Below are 23,245 nucleotides of genomic sequence, written 5' to 3'. Positions count from 1 at the left end.
CTATTTGCGACCCGTAGAAACCATGCGATTGATGAAGCCCATCAAAAGTCCGATAAAAATCAGCGGTGGCAACACGAGAATAACGGTCGAGGCGTTAATCACGCCCCATGGAACTTCCTTACCGAGCGATGTAATGGAAGCAGCAACGACGGGTAGCGTTGAGTTCTCGGCAGCTAGCGTCAGCGCGAGCAGAAGCTCATTCCAGATGAGAACAAAAGTGAAGACCAGTCCGCCAAAAAGGGATGGCGCAGCGACCGGCAATGCGAATTTCAGAAAGATTTCCGTTGGCGAACAGCCCTCCATGGCTGCGGCTTCTTCAATCTCTTTGGGCACGCGCTCAAAGGCTGGCACCGACAACCAGATCACCGTCGATATTGTTGAAATAAGGTAGACTAGGATCAGGCCAGTTAGAGTGTCATAAAGTCCGGAATCCAGATACAGAACAATAAACGGTATCGCGATTGCGACAGGCGGCATGAAGCGCAGTGACAGGACAAAGAACTGCAGATCATCTTTCTTACGCTTCACATGACGCGCCAGCGTATAAGCCGCTGGTATGCCGAAGAGTGCGCCAAGCAGCACGGAAGCACCCACGACCAAAACCGAATTAACAAGCCCGTCTCGAATTGAAGGATTTTGCAGGATAACGCCAAAGTTCTCTAAAGTCGGGCTGAAAACCAGCTTCGGCACCGGCGTTACAATATCTTTGAGCTGCTTAAACGAGCCAAGCACTGTCCATAAAATTGGTATGAGTGCGATCAGGATCATAAGCGCCAAAACAGTGCGCGCCACGACGCGTTGGATCAAACCGACCATTTGCGGATACCTCTCCAGATAAGCGTAAAGACAACCGTTGTGATCAGCAGCAGAAGAATGGACATTGCAGAGGCATAGGAAACTCGTCCACCAAGATTGATGCCTGCCTGATACGCGTAAAGGTCAAGTGTCTCGGTCGCTGTTCCCGGACCACCTCCGGTCATGACGTAAATGAGATCAAACGAACGCAACGACTCCACAGCTTTGACCAAAGCAAGACTTATGATCGGCGCTTTCAGCATCGGGAGCGTCACATAGGCATGAATTTCCCACGTCTTGGCATTATCAAGCTGCGCCGCTTCAATAGGATCTTTTGGCAAAGTTTCGAGCAGCTTGAGCATAATAACTGTGAAAAACAGCCCCCATTGCCAGATATCGACAACGGCAACGGACACAAGAGCAAGCGATGGATTGGCGAGAAACTCAATTGGCCCCAGACCTAACAGGTCTGCAACGTAATTGATGAGACCAAGCGAAGGTGAATAAAGGAAACGCCAGATGAAAGCCGCAGCAACGCGAGGTAGCAAAACCGGAGCGAGAAAAGCGATGCAGATCAGGTTGCGGCTACGCGATGATTTGATGTTTTCAAAAATTAACACCGACAGCAGCATGGCCACGATCAGTGTGCCTGTCACCGTCACAAGTTCCCAAACGGCTGAAATCTTGAGCGCATTGAGAAACCTCCGATCTCCTAGAAGACGTTGGTAGTTATAAAGTCCAACGAAGTCGTAATCGGCATAACGTAATGACCGATCCATCACCGAAAAATAGATGGCTCCCGCGATCGAAACGAAGGCTAGAATTCCCAGAATGCTGAACGCAGGCGCAAGCGTCCAGAATACGAATTTTTGTTTATGCATTCCGTTGCTCATGAATTTGAAAGCGTATCCGGGTGCCGTTCAAGACACCCGGTCAGACCTTTGTTTATTTAACGCGGCGTAGTGCGTCTTCGGCGGTGAAGGCTGCTTCATCCAATGTCGCCTGAATATCGGTCTTGGTACCGGTGAACAGCTCCTCAAGCGCAAGACCCAGATTATCGCCGATCTCTGGCCAGGCTGGGCTTGCCATAATGAGCAATTGCGTACGCGAACCTGTCGCAAGAAGTGCGTCGATATACTCCTTGGGAACAGCTTTACTGAATGCTTCGCTTTTCAGGCTCGACTGCCGACCTATGTCAGAAGCAATCCCGTTGGATAACCGGCGAGCTTCCATGTCTTTTGACGTTGCCCAGCCCACAAAATCCGAAGCGACTTTCTTCGTGCATTCATCCTTTGCACCGACTGCGGATACTGCAAAGCCATGTGCCCAACCCGCAGATCCAAGAGGTTCAGGCGGCGGCGCATAACCCACCTTACCCGCAACAACCGACTTATCAGGGACTTCCATCCACGGTCCAAAGACATCGGATTCAATCAGATAGGCAACCTGACCGCCACGGAATGCTTCAACCGCATCAGACCAGCTGAATGTGCCGGCACCCGGAGGGGCGGACTTCAGAAGATCGATATAGAGTTCGGTTGCCTTAACACCTATTTCAGAGTTGAACGCAGGCTGATCGCCATCAAGCCATTGACCGCCCAGTCCACGGAAAAATGGTGTCCAACGCCAGACATTCATGCCTGAGCCACGCTGACCACGCGCAGCCCATCCATAAAGCTTGTTTGCAGGATCGTTGACCGCTTTCACGCCGGCAACGAGTTCATCAAGCGTCTTGGGTACGGGCAATCCTGCCTTTTCCAGCACATCCTTGCGATAGATCAGAATGTCGCCGCCACCGACAAGCGGGGCGAAATATTGTTTACCCTCATAGCTTGCGACATTGGCGAGATCCACACGGAAATCCGCAATGTCATATTCTTCAGGCAAGACCTCTGCGAGCGGGTATAGCCAGCCCGCACTGGCATATTCAGGTGTATTGGCCTCGTCTACATAAAGTACCTGATATGCGCCCGCACCGGTTGAAGCATCAAGGCGTGCCTTGGCGCGCCGCTCATTTTCGCCCAGCAAATTGATTTTAACGGTTGTCTTCCATTTATCATTGAACTCGCCAACATATTTATCGAGTTCGGTAACCGAGGGCATACCCTGACCAATTACGTTGAGAGTGGGCACTTTTCCGACACAAGCATCATCATTCGCACTGGCCAAACCGGCTGTCGTCAGCAAGCAGACGGAACTCAGCAAAATCATTCTCAGTTTCATTCTCTTTCCTCCTCCAAAGAATTCTCAGTGACACCAAATATTAGGCAAACAGACCCGCCAGCTTTTGATCCAGCATCAGAAACTGGTCGTAGCGCTCGTCATAAAAATCGCACAGTTCAGGTTTTGGTGAAGCTGTTCGCGTGATGCGACACATGGATTTTGTGGCTGCCGCGATATCTGGATAAAAGCCTGTGGCAACAGCGGCGCAAATAGCTGCACCTAATGCGCCGATCTCTTCACCTTCAGAAACCTCAACGGGCAAGCCGCAAATATCTGCGAAAATCTGCGCCCAGACTTCACTTTTCGATGCACCACCGGCTAGCCGGATCACAACAGGCTTCTGGGGGGCAACATATTCCATAATGCTCTCGCCATGACGGCGGTGTTGGAATGCTACCCCTTCAAACAAGGCACGCAGCATCGACCCCTGGTCATCTGAGCTACCAAGGCCAATATAGGCTCCCTGACGCGGTGCCGGTCCATTCAGGAAAGGCATAAAGTGGCAGCGGCGTCCAACCACTGCACTTGCTGCGACAAGTGCATTCGCGATATCAATATCGATCAGGCCACCCGCTGCCCTTGAAAGATACCAGTTTAGATTGCCCGCAGATGTGGGGCTGCCTTCTGCGATCAGGCGACACGTCCGATCTCGATGAAGCATATTCAGGATAGGTGGCGCGTTGTTTATGACCTGTTGTGTTTCGACGGCATTGATAGACCAGGTTCCTGCAATCATGGTCAGAGCATCGCTGTCGATAACGCCCGATCCGATAACGCAAGAACTGACATCCATCATGCCTGCGACAACCGGCGTTCCAATAAGCAATCCGGTCTGCGTGGCGGCCTCAGGCGTTACACGTCCAGCGATAGTGGAATTATCCACCAAAGGCGGCATGCAGCCAAAGAATGACGAAATTCCGAGTTTGTTGAAATACTCTTCGTCGTAGTCATTGCGTATGAGATTGAGCAGCCCACCACCACTCGCGTCTGTCGGATCTGTCGCCGCGATACCAGTCAGTTGCATCCGGACATAGTCTTTGCATGCCAGCGCCCAACGGGTCTTTTTAACAACGTCAGGTTCATTGCGGGCAAGCCAGATCAGCTGCATGATTGTTTGCCCGCCCCAAATACGATGCCCTGTGGACGTTTCCATAAAGGCGGCGGTGCCATCTTCAAGAAATGCATCAACAATCGACTGAGCACGATGGTCGACGGAGACAATTCCATCCCGTGTTCCGTGTCCATTTGCATCGACAAGAAAGACACCGTTGCCAAAGCCTGTGCAGGTTATCGCTGCAATACGTTCAGGGGATATGATCGTAGACGTCAACTGCCGGATGGCTTGTGCAGTACTTTCCCAGAACTGCTTTGGTTCACGCTCCACCCAGCCATTTTCACGATATACGGTTGTGACATCGACCGCACGAAGCGCGACGAGCTTGCCTCTTGCATCGAAAACGGCCGCCTTTACAGCTGTCCCTCCAGCATCGATAGCAAGAAACAGGTCTCCCATCGATACACCTCCCTTTCGTGTAAGCCGCAACTAACGCGGAACAATCGTTGGCATTGCGAGGCAACGGGCGATTTCCTCCTCCGCCCATTGCTGATCCAAACCTCTTATATTCGCGAGCACCTGCCCGATTTCTTTCACCACATCCCGATTGCAACGCCCCTCCAGAACGAGTTGCGTGCGTCGAAGCAGAATATCGTCGAGAAACATTGCGGCTCTGAATTCAACCAGCCAAAGGAGCTCACGCCTGCTATAATCGGGAACAGTGACGAGATTTTCATCCACGTCCTCACTGCAAAAATCGGCAACAGTACTTGCAATCGCCCCGTATCGGGAAACCAGATCTGCGGCGCGCTTTTGGGACAAGCCAAACTTGTCCGCTATGCTTGCTGCGAACTTATTTGTTGCGTTTTCATCTGCGGACAATCCGACTGCACCTGGATACACCCGCTCCCGTGTTGTCAGAGTTCGTCGGACATGCAGACGCTCCAGAATGAGATTTGCGGCCTGCTCGCCAAACGCACGGAATGTTGTCCATTTCCCGCCGATCAACGACAACAGCGGTGTGCCGGCGTTCAGCTCATCATAGGCAATACGGTGATCGCGATTTGCCTGATTGGCGCTGCCAGAACCTCCAGCCTGCAAAGGCCGAATTCCCGTCGTCAAAGCAACAACATGCTCATGAGTAATGTCGATATCATCAAAAAGATCGGAGAGGGCGTTGAGGAGATAGCTGATTTCAGTTGGCGCGATGGAACTATCGTCAGCACTCGCAACCTGAATTTCTGTTGTACCAAGAAGAATGGTTTTATCGAGCGGATAGCAAATAACCATTCGCCCTGTTCCATCATCAAAATAGAACGCGCGCCCTGCCATCCGCTGATGAAGTTCATTATGGCAGAGTAGTACATGTGCGCCCTTAACAGGTCTGATATACTGGGTTTTCTGTCCCAGAAAACCATTGACGACATCAACCCATGCTCCAGAGGCATTGACGATTATCCGGGGCTTAACGCTTGCCATCTGGCCGGTAACCCGATCGTTTACAAACACTCTGTCATCAACATCATAGTTCCAATCAACATGATTGAGACAGACTGTTCCCGCGTGAGCTTGCATGGCATCCGTGAGCATTTCCATCACAAGCGATTCCGGGTTGCGGATGCGTGCATCGAAGTAGCTTATAATCGCTTTGTAACGAGCAGCTATTCCTTTCGGAAAACCACGACGCGACAAACTCATACGATGATCTGGCAGCACTTTTTCAATACGACCAAGGAATTCGTAAAGAAAAAGCGCTCCTTTCAAGCTTGCTGCACTGAGCGGACCATTTGCTGCTTTGAAGCCAAGAAATCGCAGGATCGACCCCATCAGACCATGAACATATCCAGAAAGAGGGACTACGATTTCCAATGGCTTTGTGAAGTGTGGTGCATACTTCAACAGCAAATTACGCTCCCGCGCGGACTCCGCAACAAGCTTGAATTCCCGGTTTTCTAGATAACGCAAACCGCCATGGGCCATGCGCGACGACGCGCCTGTTGCTCCTTTGCAAAAATCACCGTGGTCGATGAGCAACGCAGAAACGCCATTGAGTGCGAGTTCACGCTGAACGGCCACACCGTTTACGCCGCCACCAATAATGAGAACGTCAAACTCCGGCTTAGTCGCCAACCTGCGAAGGCTCTCCTCCCGTAGTTTTAACATCTCAAACTCCTGCGACTTCTCGAACCCCGCTCTCACACCTTTTGCGCGATTCTTTATATAAGTCAATCCATATTAACATTTATAAATTTCATTCTGAATACTTGGATAGCAGGAGCATAAAACAGAGCCACGTGATGATTACTTGTCAAAATTTACATTAAGAGCTTGCATCGGCCTACAAGTATTGATTCCAAACAAAAAAGTGAATTCATCGAAAATAAAATATATTTCATATTAAAATTTTTAACCATTAGAAAAAAATATATAGAAGACAATATAATTAACAAATATATGATATAATTCAGTGGAGTAATAAATATAACTATATCATATCGAACAACACACACGATTCAATTATAATCTGATGAAACTATCGCGACTGGTATAGTTAAATTTTCAACAGCGAGAAAAATTTTTGGCTTCGTTACTCGTCAAAATGACAGGTCTAATGTGCTTTCTCACATCTTCGTCGTCGCTTTGCACAAAAAGTCAACATTATTTATTCTAAAGAGGGTAACAAATCTCTGTCGCAAAATTCTCATTTCTGTTGAAATTTATCACCATCGGTGTCTGTGATTAAGTGACGATGCAGTAGAGACTATCGATCTCACACAATTCACCTGCCTAGGCCTTGGCCTCATAGCAATCTGATCCAAATTCTTGCTGCTACCAATTTGACGGCGGCGAGAAAGTTTATCAGGTCTTTATGGTAACGGGTGGCGATAGCTCTGAACTGTTTGAGTTTGCTGAATAAACGCTCAATAAGATTACATTGCCGGTAAACCCATTGGCTGAAAGGATAGCTTCCCCTCCGATTGCTCTTAGCCGGAGTATTAACCCATGCCTGGCGTTGCTTTGCAAATCCCCGTATAGTTTTGTTATCGTAAGCCTCGTCGGCAAGCAGGATCGAACCCTTGGAGATTGTCTGTAACAATGGTTCCGCATGTGGCCATCATAAGCTTGGTCGGCTGTGAGTGCGAAACAGATCGGTCGACAATCGGCATGGACAACTTCATGGATTTTGGTGGTCAAAACGCCACTTGAACTTCCCATGCAGCCATCCTCTTGATCGCCCTTTGCCCGTTGCCGCATGTTGATGAACATGGACACAGGAGCTATCGATCATAACGATATGGCCATCGAAAGATTTGGAAACCTCGCCTAGAACATGATCCCAGAGACCCGCCTGCGCCATCGCGTAAACCGGTTGTAACATGTGGCATACGAACGATATCAATCCGGGACAGCCTGTCCGAAACCGCCATAGAATGCCGTTGATCACCCGCCGTCGTGAACGCGAGGCACGCCGCGCGGTTTATTCGGCAAGAAATACTAAATAATACTCACTCGAAATTGGTGAGATAAAACCGGCGACGGGTCGTCAGGAGCCTCCAAATCAAGGCTTCGGTGAATCAAAATAGACCAATTTGCAAACAACGTTTATGAGTGTGCGGCCTAGTCCTGTAGGGATGGCGAGACGATCATTGTCCAGTCTCGAAATGCTTCAAGAACCGATCGAAGGTGAAGAGGTCCCCCAACGCCGTGAAACACGTTATTCTCCGTCCAGCATGTCCACCAGTCGGTTTCGTGCCCATAATTGTGCGTGATCCGTTCGAGTGTCCGACCATCACAGCCTGTCCCGCCGAGATCGATCGACAGCGACCAACCAGGATTGTCAACCGTGCTGATCGACGAACTGAAGCCGTGTTCCCAGTCCCCGTTACAATGCGCTTCGTACCGGTGCGAAAACCAGTCTAAAATATCCATTTGACAACTCTACCTGAACGTCATCTGGCTGAGAATTAGCGATTACGAACTCTAACTTAGAGTCCAAAGTTTATGAGTTTACGACCTAGATCTTATAAGTTGCGTAAATCCGCTTCAGCCTTCTCAAACTTGATTACCTGCACCGTGTGGACAATATTGCGCAATAGGTGAACATCGGCGGCGAAGCCGCTAAAATTCTCATAAAGTAATGTATCTTTCGCTGCAAAAAGACGCGTCAGAAGCTTCCCCACGTGCCCATCAACATCTTGAGGAAACGCTCAGCTGCGGGGGACAGTGTTCCACCCCTGCGGCGTACAACGCCGATGGTTCTGGAAATTTCCGGGTTGCGAATAGGCCTCGTAATCAAAAATGGATGCTCTGCTTGCGGTGTGGCCATCTGTGGCAGTACCGATATGCCAAGCCCAGCTTCAACCAGACCAAGTGAGGTGGAGAGATGGGTGACTTCGTAGAACCAGCGAAGTTTAATATTGGACTTTGCCAGCGCTCCGTCCAGTAAGGTTCGATTACCACTTGAGCGATGGACGGTGATAAGATGGTACGGTGTTAGATCCTCCCAACCAACTTCTGACTTTTCCGCAAGTGGGTGTTCTTTGCTGGCTGCAAGAACGAAGGGATCTTCTATCAACCGGTCAAAGATGAGGTCCGGGTCTGCCGTTCCCATGATATTGATGCCAAACTCTACCTCACCGCGTGCAACCGCCTGCAATCCGTCGGTCGCGGGCAGATCAAGAATTCTAAAACGAATATTGGGATATTCTATATTAAACTGCCGTATGACTTTCGGCAGGAAGTAAAATGCAGCTGTGGGCAAGCATGCGATGGTAACAAGACCACCTCGCTGCACAGCAGGGTCACGTACAGAAAAAAGTGACCCGTCAAACTCTTCGAGCATGCGTCGCACCAAGGGTAATAGTTCCGTACCCAAAGCAGTGAGCGAAACATGTCGAGTTGTACGCTCCAACAGCGGTGCACCAATGGCAATTTCCAGTTTCTGAATACGCCTGCTGAGCGCCGGCTGAGACATGTTCAGCGTGTCAGCAGCCCTGTGGAAGCTTTCCAGTTCAACGATTGCGAGGAATGCTCTCAAGTCGAGAATTTCACAATTAATGCTCATTTTGCATCAATACTCCAAATCTTCGCATTTTACATATCAATCAGTTTGCCACAAAGTGCAATAAATCAACTGATTGATACCCACTACACATGAGTGGAGGCGAAAGCGCAAGCATGAACGATCTGATGTCCATACCCTGTGTGTTGATGCGAGGCGGCACATCGAAAGGCCCATTCTTTCTGGCATCCGATCTTCCAACGGATCGCGACGAGCGTGATCAGATTCTGCTTTCGATCATGGGATCGGGCCATCCGCTTCAAATCGACGGTATTGGCGGCGGAAACCCTGTCACCAGTAAAGTTGCAATCATTGGTCCATCCAGCGTTCCGGGAGCAGATATTGACTATCTTTTCGCACAGGTTCGTATTGATCAGCAGCTGGTCGATACCGCACCGAATTGTGGCAACATGCTTGCAGCCGTCGGCCCCTTCGCAATTGAAGCGGGGTTGATGAAAGCACAGGGTGCAACGACGCTCGTTCGCATTCATAACGTCAATACCGGCAAGCTGATAGAAGCGGAAGTGCCAACACCTGATGGAAAAGTCTCATATCTGGGCGATGCCAGCATTGATGGAGTGCCAGGAAAGGCCGCACCAATTGCGCTCACGTTCATGGATGCGGCAGGGGCAAGAACAGGCAAACTATTTCCAACCAGTGCACCGCATGAAATAATTGAAGACGTAGCCGTAACGTGCATCGACTGCGCAATGCCTATGGTTCTCATTGAAGCGAAGGATCTCGGTGTCAGCGGTTACGAGACCGCCGCCGAGCTCAATGCCAACGAGGCGCTCCTTACGAGGCTGGAACGGGTACGGATCGAAGCTGGCAGACGTATGGGCATGGGCGATGTCACCAATCAGGTAACACCCAAACCAGTACTGATCAGCAGGGCCAAAAACGGTGGCGATATCAATGTACGCTATTTCATGCCACATGAATGTCATCCGTCACTTGCCACCACTGGCGCGGTTGGCATTGCGACAGCCTGCATAACCGCCGATACGGTCGCCTCAAAACTAATCGGTCTTCGCACACCACCGCTCGTCCTGTCGATCGAACATCCCAGCGGTCATCTCGACGTCAAACTCCAGGAGAGAGACGGAAAAGTGATGGCCGGAATCCTGCGAACAGCCCGCCGCCTTTTCGACGGTCATGTGTTTGCAAAGCCTGTCAAAAAAGCCGCCTGCGCGGCATAATTCCATTGGATGCCGGGAGGGCACCATTTTAAACCGGAGGAAAATCATGCGTAAATTTATGCTCGCCCTGGCAGCAACGGTAGCTTTTGCCGGAACAGCAATAGCCGAGCCGGTCCGTATCAGTGTCGGCTCGTATAACCTCAATAACCTGCCGTTTCCTGTCGCACAGGGACTGGGCCTTTATGAGAAAGAGGGACTGGACGTCACGGTGGAAAATTTCGCTTCGGGCGGTTCCAAGACGTTGCAGGCACTTGTGGCCGGATCCACAGATATTGCAGTCGGTTTCTACGATCATACTATCCAGATGCAGTCGCAAAACAAGGATGTCGTCGGCTTTATCGTATTGGCACGCAATTCTGGGTTGGTTCTCGCGGGCGGAAACAATTCCAAATTTGATCCCGCAAAACCAGAAACGATCAAGGGTGCCAAAATCGGCATAACATCGCCTGGCTCATCTTCAGATTTCTTTGTGCGCTACTATTTGCAACGCCACAATTTGTCGGCAGATGATGTTGCCCTGATCGGCGTTGGTTCCGGTTCCGCTGCTGTCGCTGCCCTTGAACAGGGCAAAATCGATTTGCTGGTTAATTACGATCCGGCCGCGACGTTCATCGAAGCAAAAGGCGTTGGCAAGATCCTCATTGATGGTCGCAGCGACGATGGTGCCAAGGAAATCTATGGCGGCATCTATCCAACATCGGTCCTTTATGCCACGCAAAATTACATCGATAAGAATCCTGAAACCGTTCAAAAAGTCACCAACGCCACGGTCAAAGCCCTGGAATGGATGAACACACATTCGGCAGAAGAAATTGTCGAAAAGCTACCGAAAGAATTCATCTCGGGTGATCGCGATACGTATATTCAGGCCGTTCAGAATGCCAAAGCGATTTTCTCTACTGATGGAAAATTCAACGAAGAGGATATCAAGACCCCACTCGTCGTTCTGAACAGTTTCAACAAGAAAGTTGCGGCTACCGAAATCGATCTCTCGAAAACATTCACGAACAGCTTTGTAGAAAAAGCTCCGCACGCGACTACGAATTAAAAGGAGGAGGCAATGTCATTGGCCGTCGTCAAATCTGCGCCGGAAGTCGCAGCAAGTCCCAGCCCGAAAGCAATGGTGTCAATTGATGCCGTGACCATGTCGTTCGGTAATTTTGTTGCCGTCGAGAATGTCAATCTGACCGTTGCAGATGGCGAGTTTCTCGCCATCGTCGGCCCGACTGGCTGTGGGAAAAGCACTATTCTTAACGCCATAGCCGGATTGTTAAGACCCTCGCACGGCAAAGTTTCAATTGACGGCAAGGCTGTCACTGGCGTTCACAACGACATTGGGTATCTGTTTCAACAAGATGCGCTGCTGCCGTGGAAAACAGCGTTGGAAAACGTCGAGCTTGGTCCGATGTTTAAAGGTGTAAATGCCTCTGAACGACGCAAGAGCGCGCTCAACTGGCTCGCCAAAGTTGGCTTGAAAGGCTTCGAGCACCGATATCCACACCAGCTTTCCGGCGGACAGCGTAAGCGCGTTCAAATGGCACAGGCACTGATCACAGGCCCAAAAGTCATCCTCATGGATGAGCCGTTTTCCGCTCTCGACATCCATACGCGTCACCTGATGCAAAACGAGCTTCTGCGGCTCTGGCAGGAAGAGCGCCGTGCAGTTGTTATGATTACGCATGATCTCGAAGAAGCAATCGCTCTTGGCGATCGCGTCGTCGTCCTAGCTGCTGGCCCCCGCAGCCGCGTAATTGACAGCTTTCCGGTCGACCTCGACCGCCCGCGCGATGTCGCGGAAATTAAGCTCGATCCACGTTTTATGGATCTTTATCGTGATATTTGGGCGTCGCTGCGCGGCGAAGTGGAGAAAAGCTATGAACGCCATGACTGAACGTCTCATTCAGGTCGGCCTACTGGTTGTCATTCTCGGTGGCTGGCAGCTTGGTACATCACTGGGTTTTATTGACGTGTTCTTCTTCCCGGCACCGGTCAATATTTTCAATCAGGTGGTGGAGTGGGTAACCGATACAAGTTTCTATCGACATGTATCGATCACTTTAACTGAAACCGTCCTTGGATACCTTATTGGAACCGCTCTCGGCGTTGCCGCAGGTGTGTGGTTGGGCCTTAGCCGTAGCTCAGCGCGCATCCTTGATCCCTTCATCAAGGGTTTGAATGCAATTCCGCGTGTTGTTCTTGCACCTATCTTTGTGCTGTGGCTGGGTCTTGGTCTCTGGTCCAAGGTTGCCCTTGCGGTCACTCTGGTGTTTTTCGTTACCTTCTTCAACGCCATGCAAGGTGTACGTGAAGTGAACCCGGTCGTGCTTTCAAATGCGCGTATTCTTGGTGCGAAACGTTCCGATCTCCTGCGTCACGTTTACTTCCCCGCAGCGGCAAGCTGGATACTTTCTTCGCTGCGCACTTCTGTCGGTTTTGCGGTGGTTGGTGCTATTATCGGCGAATATCTCGGCTCTTCAGCGGGTCTTGGCTACCTTATTGCTCAAGCTGAAGGTAACTTCGATGCTGTCGGCGTGTTTGCAGGTATTCTGATTTTGGCGATATTCGTTTTGATCATTGATAGTATTCTTGATGTGGTTGAAACACGGTTGATCAAATGGCGCCCAAATGCGAGCGAGCGGCCAGCCTGATCCATCTGCTACTCATGTTGAAAATAAGCCCGGTGCCATAATGGCACCGGGCTTATTTGTCTTCGTTCCGTTGCAAAAATTCAATCTGAACGGAGCACGGCTTGACTCAGGATGCAGTTATGCAGCGATTGCTCCAAACTGTTATTTGATATGGAGTGCATGTGCCGCTGAAAAGATGCCTTGTCGTTCGCGCATCATGTGAATGAGCTCTATACCGGCGAGCATGAAGCTTGCTGTAATCTTTGATTTGAAGCCCAGCATGGAGCATGTGCGCTGCTTGATACCACGGTGACCCTGCTAATGGTATTGTTCATATGTTTGCTGCACCGAATGACAATAGACTTTCAAGCCTGCCTGAGCCGGCTCTCTGCATCACATTGTATTATTGGCTATTCTGTTGGCCTCGCTTCCATCAATGGTAATGCGCACCGTCCTGCCGTGGTGGGCCAGTCCCTTGCTGAACAAGCGCTTGGCAGCTGTTAAATCAGGCTCCTTGCTGAAATAGAACTTAATCGTATCGCCATTGCTATCGATGGCACGATATAAGTACAGCCACGCTGCCTTGCCTTTGATATAGGTTTCGTCAAGGTTCCATTTGCGCGCGACCTACGCTTCTTTCGATTGAAACGTTCAAGTAGTTTTGGACTAAAGCAGATGACCCAACAATGGACTGTTGAATGATAGAGATTGATGCCACATTCTGTCATCATTTCCTTCAGATTGCGAAGGCTCAGGTTATAAACCAGATGCCATCGAACACGCAGCAGAATGACCAATTTATCAAAATGGCGACTTTTAAAAATCTAAAATACTCAGTTGCTTAAAAGCCAAGAGATATCACAGCCATCGTCGATGAAAAGTTTGCAACATAACCCTCAAGCGAAGCCACAATTTGTTGGCTTCCGTAGCACTTATCTACAGCAACGCGACCATGGCTAATTGCAACAACCACAGCTTGGCTCATTATCTTGACATCAAATACAGTTCCGAGAACCGTTGCATCGACATCTCCGGCATTAACCCGCAATGACCGATTTTATCAGTTTCCGTTTCAAAAAAAAGCCTCTTCAGATAGGGGCTGAACAGGCCGAAATTCAGAATCAAAATCAATCTTTAGAGCACTATTAGCACCGAGGTGGAGACACTACCATCATCTAAATGTATATTTCGCGTTTCTGCCTTACCGGTTTACCAATCCGCTGACAGTCAAATACTCAAACTCGGTTAAACATCATCAGCTATGACAGACAAAAGCCAAAGCCGCTAAGGAATAGATCACTTGCGGCAAACTGAGCTGCCTGTCGGACTGTCACACTGTCATTGCCTAGCTCGAGTATTCCGGTGAGCGTTGCGATGTTCTGGCGTTGCTTCGCTTAGCCGCTGCGTTGCGTGCATTATCCCATGCACGTTTATTATCCGCGCTGCTTTTTAGCCACGTGTTAAATCGATCAAGAACCTCAGTATCATCCGGCTATTCCTGTAACGCGATTAACCAATGAGGTGCCTACTATATGCGCATTCTCGCATCTCGTTAAATAAAATTAAAACTATTTTAATCAACAATAAATATCTACTTTTTCAAATATCAATTTCTTGCGAAAATATTCACCATTCGTAAACAAGGCGCGATCTAGCGCCAATGAAACTGCGAGATATACTTCAAATTAAGACCTTCAAAACAATGCTCTCCCATGCAAGCCTCGTCCTACAGCGCGGCGCGTTGAATCAATGGCGAGATTTCATATAATTAGACCAAAGTATCCAACCGGCTCTTCAAGATGACGATCAATGGCTGACGCGTTCAGATGCAAGAAAGCCTTCTGAACAGCATCCTCCCCCTCTGAACGATCACCGAATACAGCGGCGAATAATAACCAACCTCAAGTCAATGATCGAGGTATATTCTGAGGCTTCTTTCGGTATAATCCAACTTTTATACCATTGGAATGGTAAAATAACACCTAATTTTAGAAATATGTTAGATCACCTTATTGAACCGGGTGAGAATTATTTGAGCGACAGCCTATTTGCTTCAATCAACATATAAGTGCAATGCTCTTCACCGCGCTCCTAAATGTATAAAAAATGGTTTGCACGACTTCAAAGTTTCTCAAAAACAATATGCAAATTACATCACGCCTATTCCCTTTTAGAGAACTTCCATATTTTCATTCAGAATATTTTTATTTACTTAAGAAAGTGAACTTCTCAATCGACGTATATTTTTACCACTTGAACCGGAAGCCAGCATTCCCCGATAGGGGGTGACTTTCTATAAAGCCATCAAGACTGGTTGCGCCGGTAAGCTTCCCTTAGACAGAATACTTGTTGATATCCCATCCATAGTTCACTGTTGCGCCCATTTCACCCCAGGTTTTATCAATTATCCCAGTAGGGAATATCAGCAGCTGATATTGTAACGTAATCAGCTTCACCCTTCAGCTCGCGATAAACATTCACAATACCACCCAAGCTGAACTGTGCTTCGGTATTGTTAATACCCATCAATGCTGTTTTGTAATTGGCAGACAAACCAGTGCGTCCCGCCAAGCTGTTGTTGTCCGGTGTTTCGCCATAAGCATTAAGCACATCAAGGGAGCTATCAGTTTTCAAAGATGACCAGATGCGCTGTGCTTGTGGCGTTACTGACCAACGATCATTGATTACAACACGCTGCCCGGCTTCAAGGCCGAGGGCATAACCAAAGCTCTTAACACTGCTAGCAAGTGTATCGCTAAGGCGATCCGATTCAAAGTCAGACTTATACCAAGTCGCTTTGCCCTGTCCGTCAAGATAGAAACCATTCGAACCATACCAAGTCAAAGCACCATCAAGACCATAGCCATCTATATTAACCTCACCGTTACTGTAATCAGACCAACTGCGGATCTTGCTAAGTGTATAATCAAGCCAGACACCAGCAAATAGCTACCCTGATGCGTTGTTAATAAACTCGCCATCAAGACCTGTCTGCAATAGCCAGTCATTCGTTCCAAATGTCGGACCAGTTACAATGCCATTTGGCTTGTAAGAGCTCGAACCACCATGCACACGCGCCCAGAAATAACGATCGCGAACAATTAAACGATCAGTGTTGGCATTCTACTGGCCATCCTCGGCAAATGTGTTGGTACTACTTGATCCATTCTTGAACCGAAGCTTGCGAAGCTACCACGATTGATCATCGCAATACCGGCAGCAGAGCTCCCATAGAGAGGAACACCGGCCTGATATTCAGGCTCGCCCTTCTTTGTCTTTGCCTTCACTGCGCAGATACCAGTTTCCATCACGACCGGTGCCACTACCCTTTTCAAGGGTATACGCGTAGGCACCCGCAACAACAGCACGCACACCGCGATAGTTGGGGTAATCGCCGTTCAGATTAAACACACCATCCGATTGCCCCTTTTCCTAAATTACTTTGATGCCATCTGGTGCGTTAAGACACTCAGAAGGGGGAGCAAACCCGTTCTTCACCTCTTTCCTCGCATATCTCATTATTTCAGGCGCCATATTCCATCAAATTAACAAGTCATGAGCCTAGAAACAGCATACAACGCCTGTCATGCCGAATATAATCAATGTTGCTCTCACTGAGTTCATTTATCCAATCATGACTAACATGTCAGTGAACTATTTTTTAATCATCAACCATATTGACTCCATCTATTAGGCTTTGATAAGGAAGGCTAAAGCTGTGGAGGAGCTTGTCTCATCGGCGGCGATATGCGTAGCTGATGGAGACCTCATGCATGTTTAAGACTAATCAACTCAAGGCTCGCCTGCTGGCGGGAGAGGTCGCGTTCGGCTGCTGGGTGGCGGGTGGCTCGGTTACCGCTGCGGAAGTGTTGGGCCATATCGGCTTCGATTTCCTGCTTCTGGACCATGAGCATGGCGTTGGCGACACGGCAACAATCGTCGATGAACTTCGCGCTGTTGCAGGCACGCACACTCCCGCGATTGTCCGTGTTCCTTGGAACGACCACGTCTATTTGAAGCGCATTCTTGATGCCGGGGTCCAGTCTGTCATGATCCCATCGGTGGAAAATGTTGAAGAAGCGCGCGCCGCTATTGCAGCTTGCTATTATCCACCACATGGTCGACGGGGTTATGCGGCAGGTGTTGTTCGCGCATCAACCTATGGGCTGGTTCCAGATTACATCCATCAGGCCAATGAAAACCTTTTGACAATTTGTCAGGTGGAATCCGCTTCAGCCGTCGAACAGATCGACGAAATCTGTGCCATTGAAGGTCTTGATTGCGTGTTTATCGGCGTCAACGACCTGGCCGGATCAATCGGCAAGCTCGAACAAACCGACGATCCCGCTGTTCGTGCGCTCGTTAAGAAAGCCGAAGACGCTATTTTGCGTTCGGGTAAAATCATGGGGACCGTTCCCAACGCAGGCGCCTCTGTCGCAGATCTCGTTGAACGCGGATATCGCGTCATTGCCGGACCACACGACATTGCGCTTCTTCGCGATGCCGCCCGTGGCGCATTGGAGGCCTATAGGGGCATTAAAGACGTGGCCGAGCGCCGAGCGGACGACCAAAAACTGCGCGCCTATTAATGGTTTTAACCTTCGCAAATTGCGAAAAGACTTACTGAATTCCTGAAAGACCATCCCATGTCCATCCAACGTCTCGCCCCACGCATGAGTGTTATCGGCGCTTCTCCTACTGCCGAAATTTCCAATAAAGTCCGCGCCTTACGGGCAGCAGGTTTCGACGTCGTAAACCTTGGCGAAGGCGAACTTGACTTCGCTACACCCAAAGCAATTGCAGATGCTGGCATCGAAGCCATTCGCAATGGTGAAACAAAATACACTGCGGTATCGGGTACGGCAGCTCTTAAAGCTGCAATCATTCATAAGTTTAAAACAGAAAATAGTCTGACTTACGAGCCCAATCAGGTTATTGCTGGCGCTGGCGCCAAGCAGCTGATCTTCAATGCATTCTTTGCCACTTTGGATGCTGGCGACGAAGTGATTATACCGGCGCCATACTGGGTTTCATACCCTGATATGATCCGTCTTGCGGGTGGTGTGCCAGTTTCTGTTGCAACGAAGCGAAGCAACCGCTGGATATTGCAACCGGAAGAACTGGAAGCGGCGATTACGCCTAAAACCCGCTGGGTTATTCTAAATTCGCCAAGCAATCCAACCGGCGCTGTTTATTCCAAGGACGAGCTTAAGGCATTGACCGATGTCCTTCTGCGTCACCCTAACGTTCTCGTTATGGCAGATGATATTTATGAACATGTCATCTATCAGGGAACGTTCGCAACGCCTGCAGCCGTAGAACCTGCTCTTTTTGATCGTACACTCACCATCAACGGCGTTTCAAAAGGCTTCTCGATGACCGGCTGGCGACTCGGCTATGCGGGCGGACCTGCCTGGCTCGTTTCGGCGATGGAAATGCTGCAATCACAGAGCACAGCCCACCCGTCATCCATCAGCCAGGGAGCAGCTGTTGCTGCGCTCAATGGTGGTCATGATTTCATGCCTGAGTGGATCAGAATTCTGGCTGAACGCCGCGCGGTTGCAATGGACATGATCGCCCGCGCGGATGGTCTTGAAGCAGACGCTCCAGAAGGTGCGTTCTATGTTTTCGCCGATTGCTCTGCATTGTTTGGGCGGAAGACCGCAGACGGCAAGGTTATTGCAAGCGATCTCGATGTGGCGTCATACCTTCTGGATGAAGCGCATGTTGGCGTCGTTCACGGTGACGCTTTCGGGACGCCGGGTCACATTCGCTTTGCTTATGCAGTGGCGACCGAAACATTGCGCGTAGCGTGCGAACGCGTGGTTGCGGCAGTCAACAAACTCCAGAAATAACATTTTAAATTTTCAGCAGGCGGCATTCAGCTGCCTGCTGACGGACCTTCTTAACTTAAAGCGGCTCGTTGGGCCAGATAAACAGGGTGTAACAATGAAAAAGGTTCTTTTAAGCACTGTAATGGGAATGATTGCTGCGACTGCTGCAACGTCCATGTCTTCAGCATCCACTCTATCGGATGTGAAAAATCGTGGTGTTTTGCATTGCGGCGTCAATAGCGGTTTGGCTGGTTTCGCAGCGCCTAATGACAAAGGCGAATGGTCCGGCTTTTCCGTAGATTATTGTAAAGCCATAGCGGCAGCAGTTCTGGGCGATGCAACAAAGGTGAAATACGTTCCTTTGACCTCCAAAGAACGCACACCAGCTCTCCAGTCGGGCGAAGTTGATTTGCTCTCGCGTGAGACGACCTGGACAGTCAGCCGTGATACGGCGCTCGGTTTCAACTTCCGTCCCGTCAATTTTTATGATGGTCAAGGTTTTATGGTCCGCAACGACCTCGGTGTAAAGTCTGCACTCGAATTGGACGGAGCTTCCGTTTGCTTGCAAACCGGCACCACGACCGAAATGAACGTAGCAGACTACTTCCGCGCCAATGGCATCAAGTATGAACCAATCGTCTTCGAAAAGCAGGAAGAAGTCGACGGCGCTTATGCAGCAGGCCGTTGTGATGTTTACACCACCGATCAATCAGCCCTGTACTCGCTACGCCTGACTTTGAAAGACCCGGACAACCATGTTGTTCTGCCTGAAATCATTTCCAAAGAGCCGCTCGGACTTGTTGTTCGTCATGGTGATGACCAATGGTTTGATATTGTCAGCTGGGTTCATTATGCGCTGATCAATGCGGAAGAATTCGGCATTACACAGGCCAATGTCGAAGAGATGAAACAGTCCGTCAATCCAGACATCCAGCGCTTCCTTGGTGTCGAAAGCGGCAACAAGATCGGCACCGATCTCGGCCTCGAAAATTCCTGGTCTGAAAATGCTATCAAGAGCGTCGGCAATTACGGCGAGATTTTTGAGCGCAATCTTGGCAAAGACAGCCCACTGAAAATTGAGCGTGGCCTGAACCAGCTCTGGAACAAGGGCGGCATCCAATATGCTCCGCCTGTTCGCTAAGTGATCCCTCATCAACCATGGAAGAGCGCTCATGCGCTCTTCCTCACATCTGCCTGGTATAGATTTGGGGTCCTTCCGCCAAAGTTAACCAGGAAATGCCTAACTATCGGGGGGAACTAATCCATGGCTGAAAACGTCATCACCACAGACGTTGGTCCAGACAAAAAAATACGTTCTATAAACGATCCGAAGTTTCGGGGACAACTCTTCCAAATAGCAATTCTGATTTGCCTTCTGGCAGGCGGGTACTGGATCGTCGCGAACACAATCACAAATTTGCAGCGCGCAAATATCGCATCGGGTTTCGGCTTTCTGGAGGGCCGGGCGGGTTTTGATATTTCGCAGGCACTCATCCCCTTTTCGAGCGACTCAACCTATGGGCGCGCTCTTCTGGTGGGTTTTCTCAACACCTTGCTTGTCGCCGCAACCGGCATTGTTGCAGCGACCATACTCGGCTTCATGATCGGCATTGGCCGCTTGTCAAACAATTGGCTTATCGCGAAACTCTGCACGGTCTATGTCGAGATTTTCCGAAATATTCCACCTCTTTTGATCGTCTTTTTCTGGTATGTCGGCGTCATCTCGATCTTGCCCCAAATTCGGCAATCGATTGAGCTCCCTTTCTCTGTGTTCATCAACAATCGCGGAATCTCATTTCCGAAGCCGGAATTCGGTGGCTCCGGCACATTGGTTTTCGCCGCACTGCTGATCGTTATTATAGCAAGCATCGCGCTTGGATATTTCTCGCGAAAGAGGCAGGCTGCGACAGGGAAGCGCTTGCCCGTTTTCTGGATGTCAATTGCACTGCTGATTGTCTTGCCAACCCTGACAATGCTCGTGAGTGGCGGTTCGCTTTCTTTCGAACTGCCTGAACTGGGGCGCTTTCGCCTTCAAGGCGGCGTGACGATTGGGCCAGAATTTCTATCTCTATTCCTGTCACTGTCTTTTTATACCGCAGCATACATCGCAGAAATTGTCAGATCAGGCATTGTCGGCGTCAGCGCAGGTCAAACAGAAGCAGCCCACGCGTTGGGTCTTTCCCCATCGCTCACCACCCGTCTCGTTGTTATTCCACAGGCCATGCGGATCATCATTCCTCCGCTTACAAGTCAATATCTCAACCTGATGAAAGATTCCTCACTCGCCATCGCCGTAGGCTATGCCGATATCGTTTCTATCGGCGGTACAATCATGAACCAAACCGGACAGGCAATTGAAGTCATCACAATCTGGGCGATCGTGTTTGTATCCCTGAGCCTTGCAGCTTCCGGATTCATGAACTGGTTCAACACAAAAGTGGCGCTTAAGGAGCGGTAAAATGAGTGATACACATTTCATCCGCACGGAAATGCACCCTGCCCTGCCAGCACCGGGAATTCGCACCGGCGCATTTGAATGGGTGCGGCGCTCCCTGTTTGGCAGTGTCAAGGACAGCATTTTCACTGTTCTGGCTCTGCTGCTCATCGGATGGTTGCTTCCGCCAGCATTAAAATGGCTATTCATCGATGCATCATGGTCGGGGAGCGGACGTGAGGCCTGTTCGACAATCGCGCAAGGCGGCATTCAGCCGGATGGCTGGTCAGGCGCATGCTGGGCATTCGTCAATGCCAAAATGGATCAATTCATTTTTGGTCGTTACCCAATGGACGAGCGTTGGCGCCCGATTGCTGTTTTTGTGCTCTTTACGGCGCTGTTAGTCCCTCTGCTAATCTCAAAAGTTGGGCACAAGGCACTGAATGCAGCACTTATGTTTGTGGTGTTGCCAGTCGTGTCGGTTATTTTGCTTATCGGCGGCGTGTTCGGCCTATCCTATGTCGAAACCTCGCTGTGGGGCGGATTGCTGGTTACGCTGACGCTTTCTTTTGTCGGAATTTCTGTATCGCTACCACTGGGCGTCTTGCTCGCATTAGGGCGCAGATCCTCCCTCCCGGTAATCCGCATGCTCTCAACTGCGTTTATCGAACTGGTACGTGGCATTCCTTTGCTGGCCGTACTATTCATGGCAAGTGTGGTTCTGCCTCTGTTTCTTCCGCAGGGTTTCACGGTTGATAAATTTATCCGTGCACTGATCGGCGTTTCACTGTTCGCATCAGCCTATATGGCAGAAGTTGTGCGCGGTGGCCTGCAGGCTATGCCAAAAGGCCAATATGAAGGAGCAGACGCTCTCGGTTTGACCTATTGGCAGAAAATGATACTGGTCGTCCTCCCACAAGCATTGAAGCTGGTGATACCCGGCATCGTGAACACCTTCATTGGCCTGTTCAAAGACACGTCTCTCGTCACAATTATTGCCATGTTCGACTTGCTCGGGATTGTTCGCCTAAACTTCTCAGATGCAAACTGGGCTTCGCCTGTTACCCCGGTAACTGGGCTGATCTTTGCGGGCTTCGTGTTCTGGATTTTCTGTTTCGCCATGTCGCGATACTCTATATTCATGGAACGACGGCTCGACACAGGTCATAAACGATAAGAATAAAGGGAATAGTCCAAATGAGTGCACAAAGCGCCCTCCCGCAATCAGAGCTTGGTGTCGAAATCGACCGGTCAAAACTCGAAGTCTCGAAGACCGAAGTGGCCATCGAGATCAAGAACATGCACAAGTGGTATGGTGAGTTCCATGTTCTGCGCGACATCAATTTGAAAGTCATGCGCGGCGAACGCATCGTCGTTGCCGGACCATCGGGTTCCGGCAAATCCACCATGATCCGCTGTATCAACCGTCTGGAAGAACACCAGAAGGGCCAGATCATCGTTGATGGCATCGAACTCACCAATGATCTCAAGAAGATCGATGAAGTGCGTCGCGAAGTCGGCATGGTGTTTCAGCACTTCAACCTGTTTCCGCATCTGACCATTCTGGAAAACTGTACGTTGGCGCCAATCTGGGTGCGCAAGATGCCCAAGAAGCAGGCGGAAGAAATCGCCATGCATTATTTGAAGCGTGTGAAGATTCCAGAGCAGGCCAACAAATATCCGGGCCAGCTTTCGGGTGGGCAGCAGCAGCGTGTGGCGATTGCCCGTGCGCTTTGCATGAGCCCGAAAGTGATGCTGTTTGATGAGCCGACATCGGCGCTCGACCCGGAAATGGTCAAGGAAGTGCTCGATACGATGGTCAGCCTTGCGGATGAAGGCATGACGATGATCTGCGTAACGCATGAAATGGGCTTTGCACGTCAGGTTGCAAACCGCGTGATCTTCATGGATCAGGGGCAGATTGTTGAGCAGAACTCACCAGCCGAGTTCTTCGACAATCCGCAGCATGAGCGCACCAAGCTGTTCCTGAGCCAGATCCTTCATTAAAACCACAAGC

At 49.9% G+C, this 23,245-nt stretch carries 17 protein-coding genes and 4 pseudogenes; 10 read left to right on the top strand and 11 right to left on the bottom strand.

Features of this window, described 5'->3' with window-relative positions:
• From H5024_RS19310 to H5024_RS19275, 8 genes and pseudogenes are all read right to left on the bottom strand, one after another.
• Positions 1-816 (bottom strand): carbohydrate ABC transporter permease, encoded by an 816-nt coding sequence (locus tag H5024_RS19310; protein ID WP_187548835.1) that lies wholly within the window; start codon positions 814-816, stop codon positions 1-3.
• On the bottom strand, positions 804-1,676 hold the full coding sequence (locus H5024_RS19305; RefSeq protein WP_187548834.1) for a sugar ABC transporter permease: 873 nt from the start codon (positions 1,674-1,676) through the stop codon (positions 804-806). The genes H5024_RS19310 and H5024_RS19305 overlap by 13 nt, the downstream gene beginning before the upstream one ends.
• Before the next feature lie 64 nt (positions 1,677-1,740).
• Positions 1,741-3,018, bottom strand: a complete 1,278-nt coding sequence (locus H5024_RS19300; protein ID WP_247875396.1) for a sugar ABC transporter substrate-binding protein — start codon at positions 3,016-3,018, stop codon at positions 1,741-1,743.
• 40 nt (positions 3,019-3,058) lie between these two features.
• Entirely contained in the window at positions 3,059-4,531 is a 1,473-nt protein-coding gene (locus H5024_RS19295; RefSeq protein ID WP_187548833.1) for an FGGY-family carbohydrate kinase, read from the bottom strand.
• Between the two features lie 30 nt (positions 4,532-4,561).
• On the bottom strand, positions 4,562-6,235 hold the full coding sequence (locus tag H5024_RS19290; RefSeq protein WP_187548832.1) for a glycerol-3-phosphate dehydrogenase/oxidase: 1,674 nt from the start codon (positions 6,233-6,235) through the stop codon (positions 4,562-4,564).
• 637 nt (positions 6,236-6,872) lie between these two features.
• Positions 6,873-7,620 (bottom strand): annotated as a pseudogene (locus H5024_RS19285) (IS5 family transposase).
• A gap of 70 nt (positions 7,621-7,690) precedes the next feature.
• Positions 7,691-8,002, bottom strand: coding sequence for an Imm53 family immunity protein (locus H5024_RS19280; protein WP_187548831.1), 312 nt, complete (start codon positions 8,000-8,002; stop codon positions 7,691-7,693).
• Between the two features lie 235 nt (positions 8,003-8,237).
• Positions 8,238-9,137 (bottom strand): LysR family transcriptional regulator, encoded by a 900-nt coding sequence (locus tag H5024_RS19275; RefSeq protein WP_187548830.1) that lies wholly within the window; start codon positions 9,135-9,137, stop codon positions 8,238-8,240.
• 113 nt (positions 9,138-9,250) lie between these two features.
• On the opposite strand from H5024_RS19275, the gene H5024_RS19270 reads away from it, so the two are divergent.
• From H5024_RS19270 to H5024_RS19255, 4 genes are read left to right on the top strand one after another with little or no spacing between them, the layout of a single operon-like run.
• On the top strand, positions 9,251-10,333 hold the full coding sequence (locus H5024_RS19270) for a 4-oxalomesaconate tautomerase (RefSeq protein WP_187548829.1): 1,083 nt from the start codon (positions 9,251-9,253) through the stop codon (positions 10,331-10,333).
• 46 nt (positions 10,334-10,379) lie between these two features.
• Positions 10,380-11,381, top strand: a complete 1,002-nt coding sequence (locus H5024_RS19265) for an ABC transporter substrate-binding protein (RefSeq protein ID WP_187548828.1) — start codon at positions 10,380-10,382, stop codon at positions 11,379-11,381.
• A gap of 12 nt (positions 11,382-11,393) precedes the next feature.
• On the top strand, positions 11,394-12,224 hold the full coding sequence (locus tag H5024_RS19260; protein ID WP_187548827.1) for an ABC transporter ATP-binding protein: 831 nt from the start codon (positions 11,394-11,396) through the stop codon (positions 12,222-12,224).
• On the top strand, positions 12,208-12,981 hold the full coding sequence (locus tag H5024_RS19255) for an ABC transporter permease (protein ID WP_187548826.1): 774 nt from the start codon (positions 12,208-12,210) through the stop codon (positions 12,979-12,981). The genes H5024_RS19260 and H5024_RS19255 overlap by 17 nt, the downstream gene beginning before the upstream one ends.
• 141 nt (positions 12,982-13,122) lie before the next feature.
• Here H5024_RS19255 and H5024_RS19250 read toward each other — a convergent pair.
• The 3 pseudogenes from H5024_RS19250 to H5024_RS19240 all read right to left on the bottom strand — a co-directional run.
• Positions 13,123-13,784: pseudogene (locus H5024_RS19250) on the bottom strand (IS6 family transposase).
• 1,576 nt (positions 13,785-15,360) lie between these two features.
• Positions 15,361-15,897: pseudogene (locus tag H5024_RS19245) on the bottom strand (autotransporter outer membrane beta-barrel domain-containing protein); the annotation flags it as partial.
• 318 nt (positions 15,898-16,215) lie between these two features.
• Positions 16,216-16,374, bottom strand: a pseudogene (locus H5024_RS19240) (autotransporter outer membrane beta-barrel domain-containing protein); the annotation flags it as partial.
• Positions 16,375-16,733: 359 nt separating this feature from the next.
• On the opposite strand from H5024_RS19240, the gene H5024_RS19235 reads away from it, so the two are divergent.
• From H5024_RS19235 to H5024_RS19210, 6 genes are all read left to right on the top strand, one after another.
• Positions 16,734-17,549 (top strand): aldolase/citrate lyase family protein, encoded by an 816-nt coding sequence (locus H5024_RS19235; RefSeq protein WP_187548824.1) that lies wholly within the window; start codon positions 16,734-16,736, stop codon positions 17,547-17,549.
• Between the two features lie 57 nt (positions 17,550-17,606).
• Positions 17,607-18,815, top strand: coding sequence for a pyridoxal phosphate-dependent aminotransferase (locus H5024_RS19230; RefSeq protein WP_187548823.1), 1,209 nt, complete (start codon positions 17,607-17,609; stop codon positions 18,813-18,815).
• A gap of 94 nt (positions 18,816-18,909) precedes the next feature.
• The gene (locus H5024_RS19225) at positions 18,910-19,935 is read left to right on the top strand and encodes an amino acid ABC transporter substrate-binding protein (protein ID WP_187548822.1); all 1,026 of its coding nucleotides are present in this window, start codon (positions 18,910-18,912) and stop codon (positions 19,933-19,935) included.
• 123 nt (positions 19,936-20,058) lie between these two features.
• Complete coding sequence (locus H5024_RS19220) at positions 20,059-21,252, top strand: amino acid ABC transporter permease (RefSeq protein WP_187548821.1); 1,194 nt, start codon at positions 20,059-20,061, stop codon at positions 21,250-21,252.
• A 31-nt stretch (positions 21,253-21,283) separates the two neighbouring features.
• The gene (locus H5024_RS19215) at positions 21,284-22,405 is read left to right on the top strand and encodes an amino acid ABC transporter permease (RefSeq protein WP_247875425.1); all 1,122 of its coding nucleotides are present in this window, start codon (positions 21,284-21,286) and stop codon (positions 22,403-22,405) included.
• A gap of 20 nt (positions 22,406-22,425) precedes the next feature.
• The gene (locus H5024_RS19210) at positions 22,426-23,235 is read left to right on the top strand and encodes an amino acid ABC transporter ATP-binding protein (protein ID WP_187545516.1); all 810 of its coding nucleotides are present in this window, start codon (positions 22,426-22,428) and stop codon (positions 23,233-23,235) included.
• Positions 23,236-23,245: the final 10 nt, after the last annotated feature.

The sequence above is a fragment of the Ochrobactrum sp. Marseille-Q0166 genome (assembly GCF_014397025.1).
GTDB lineage: Bacteria > Pseudomonadota > Alphaproteobacteria > Rhizobiales > Rhizobiaceae > Brucella.
This window is presented reverse-complemented; position numbering and strand designations above follow the sequence as displayed.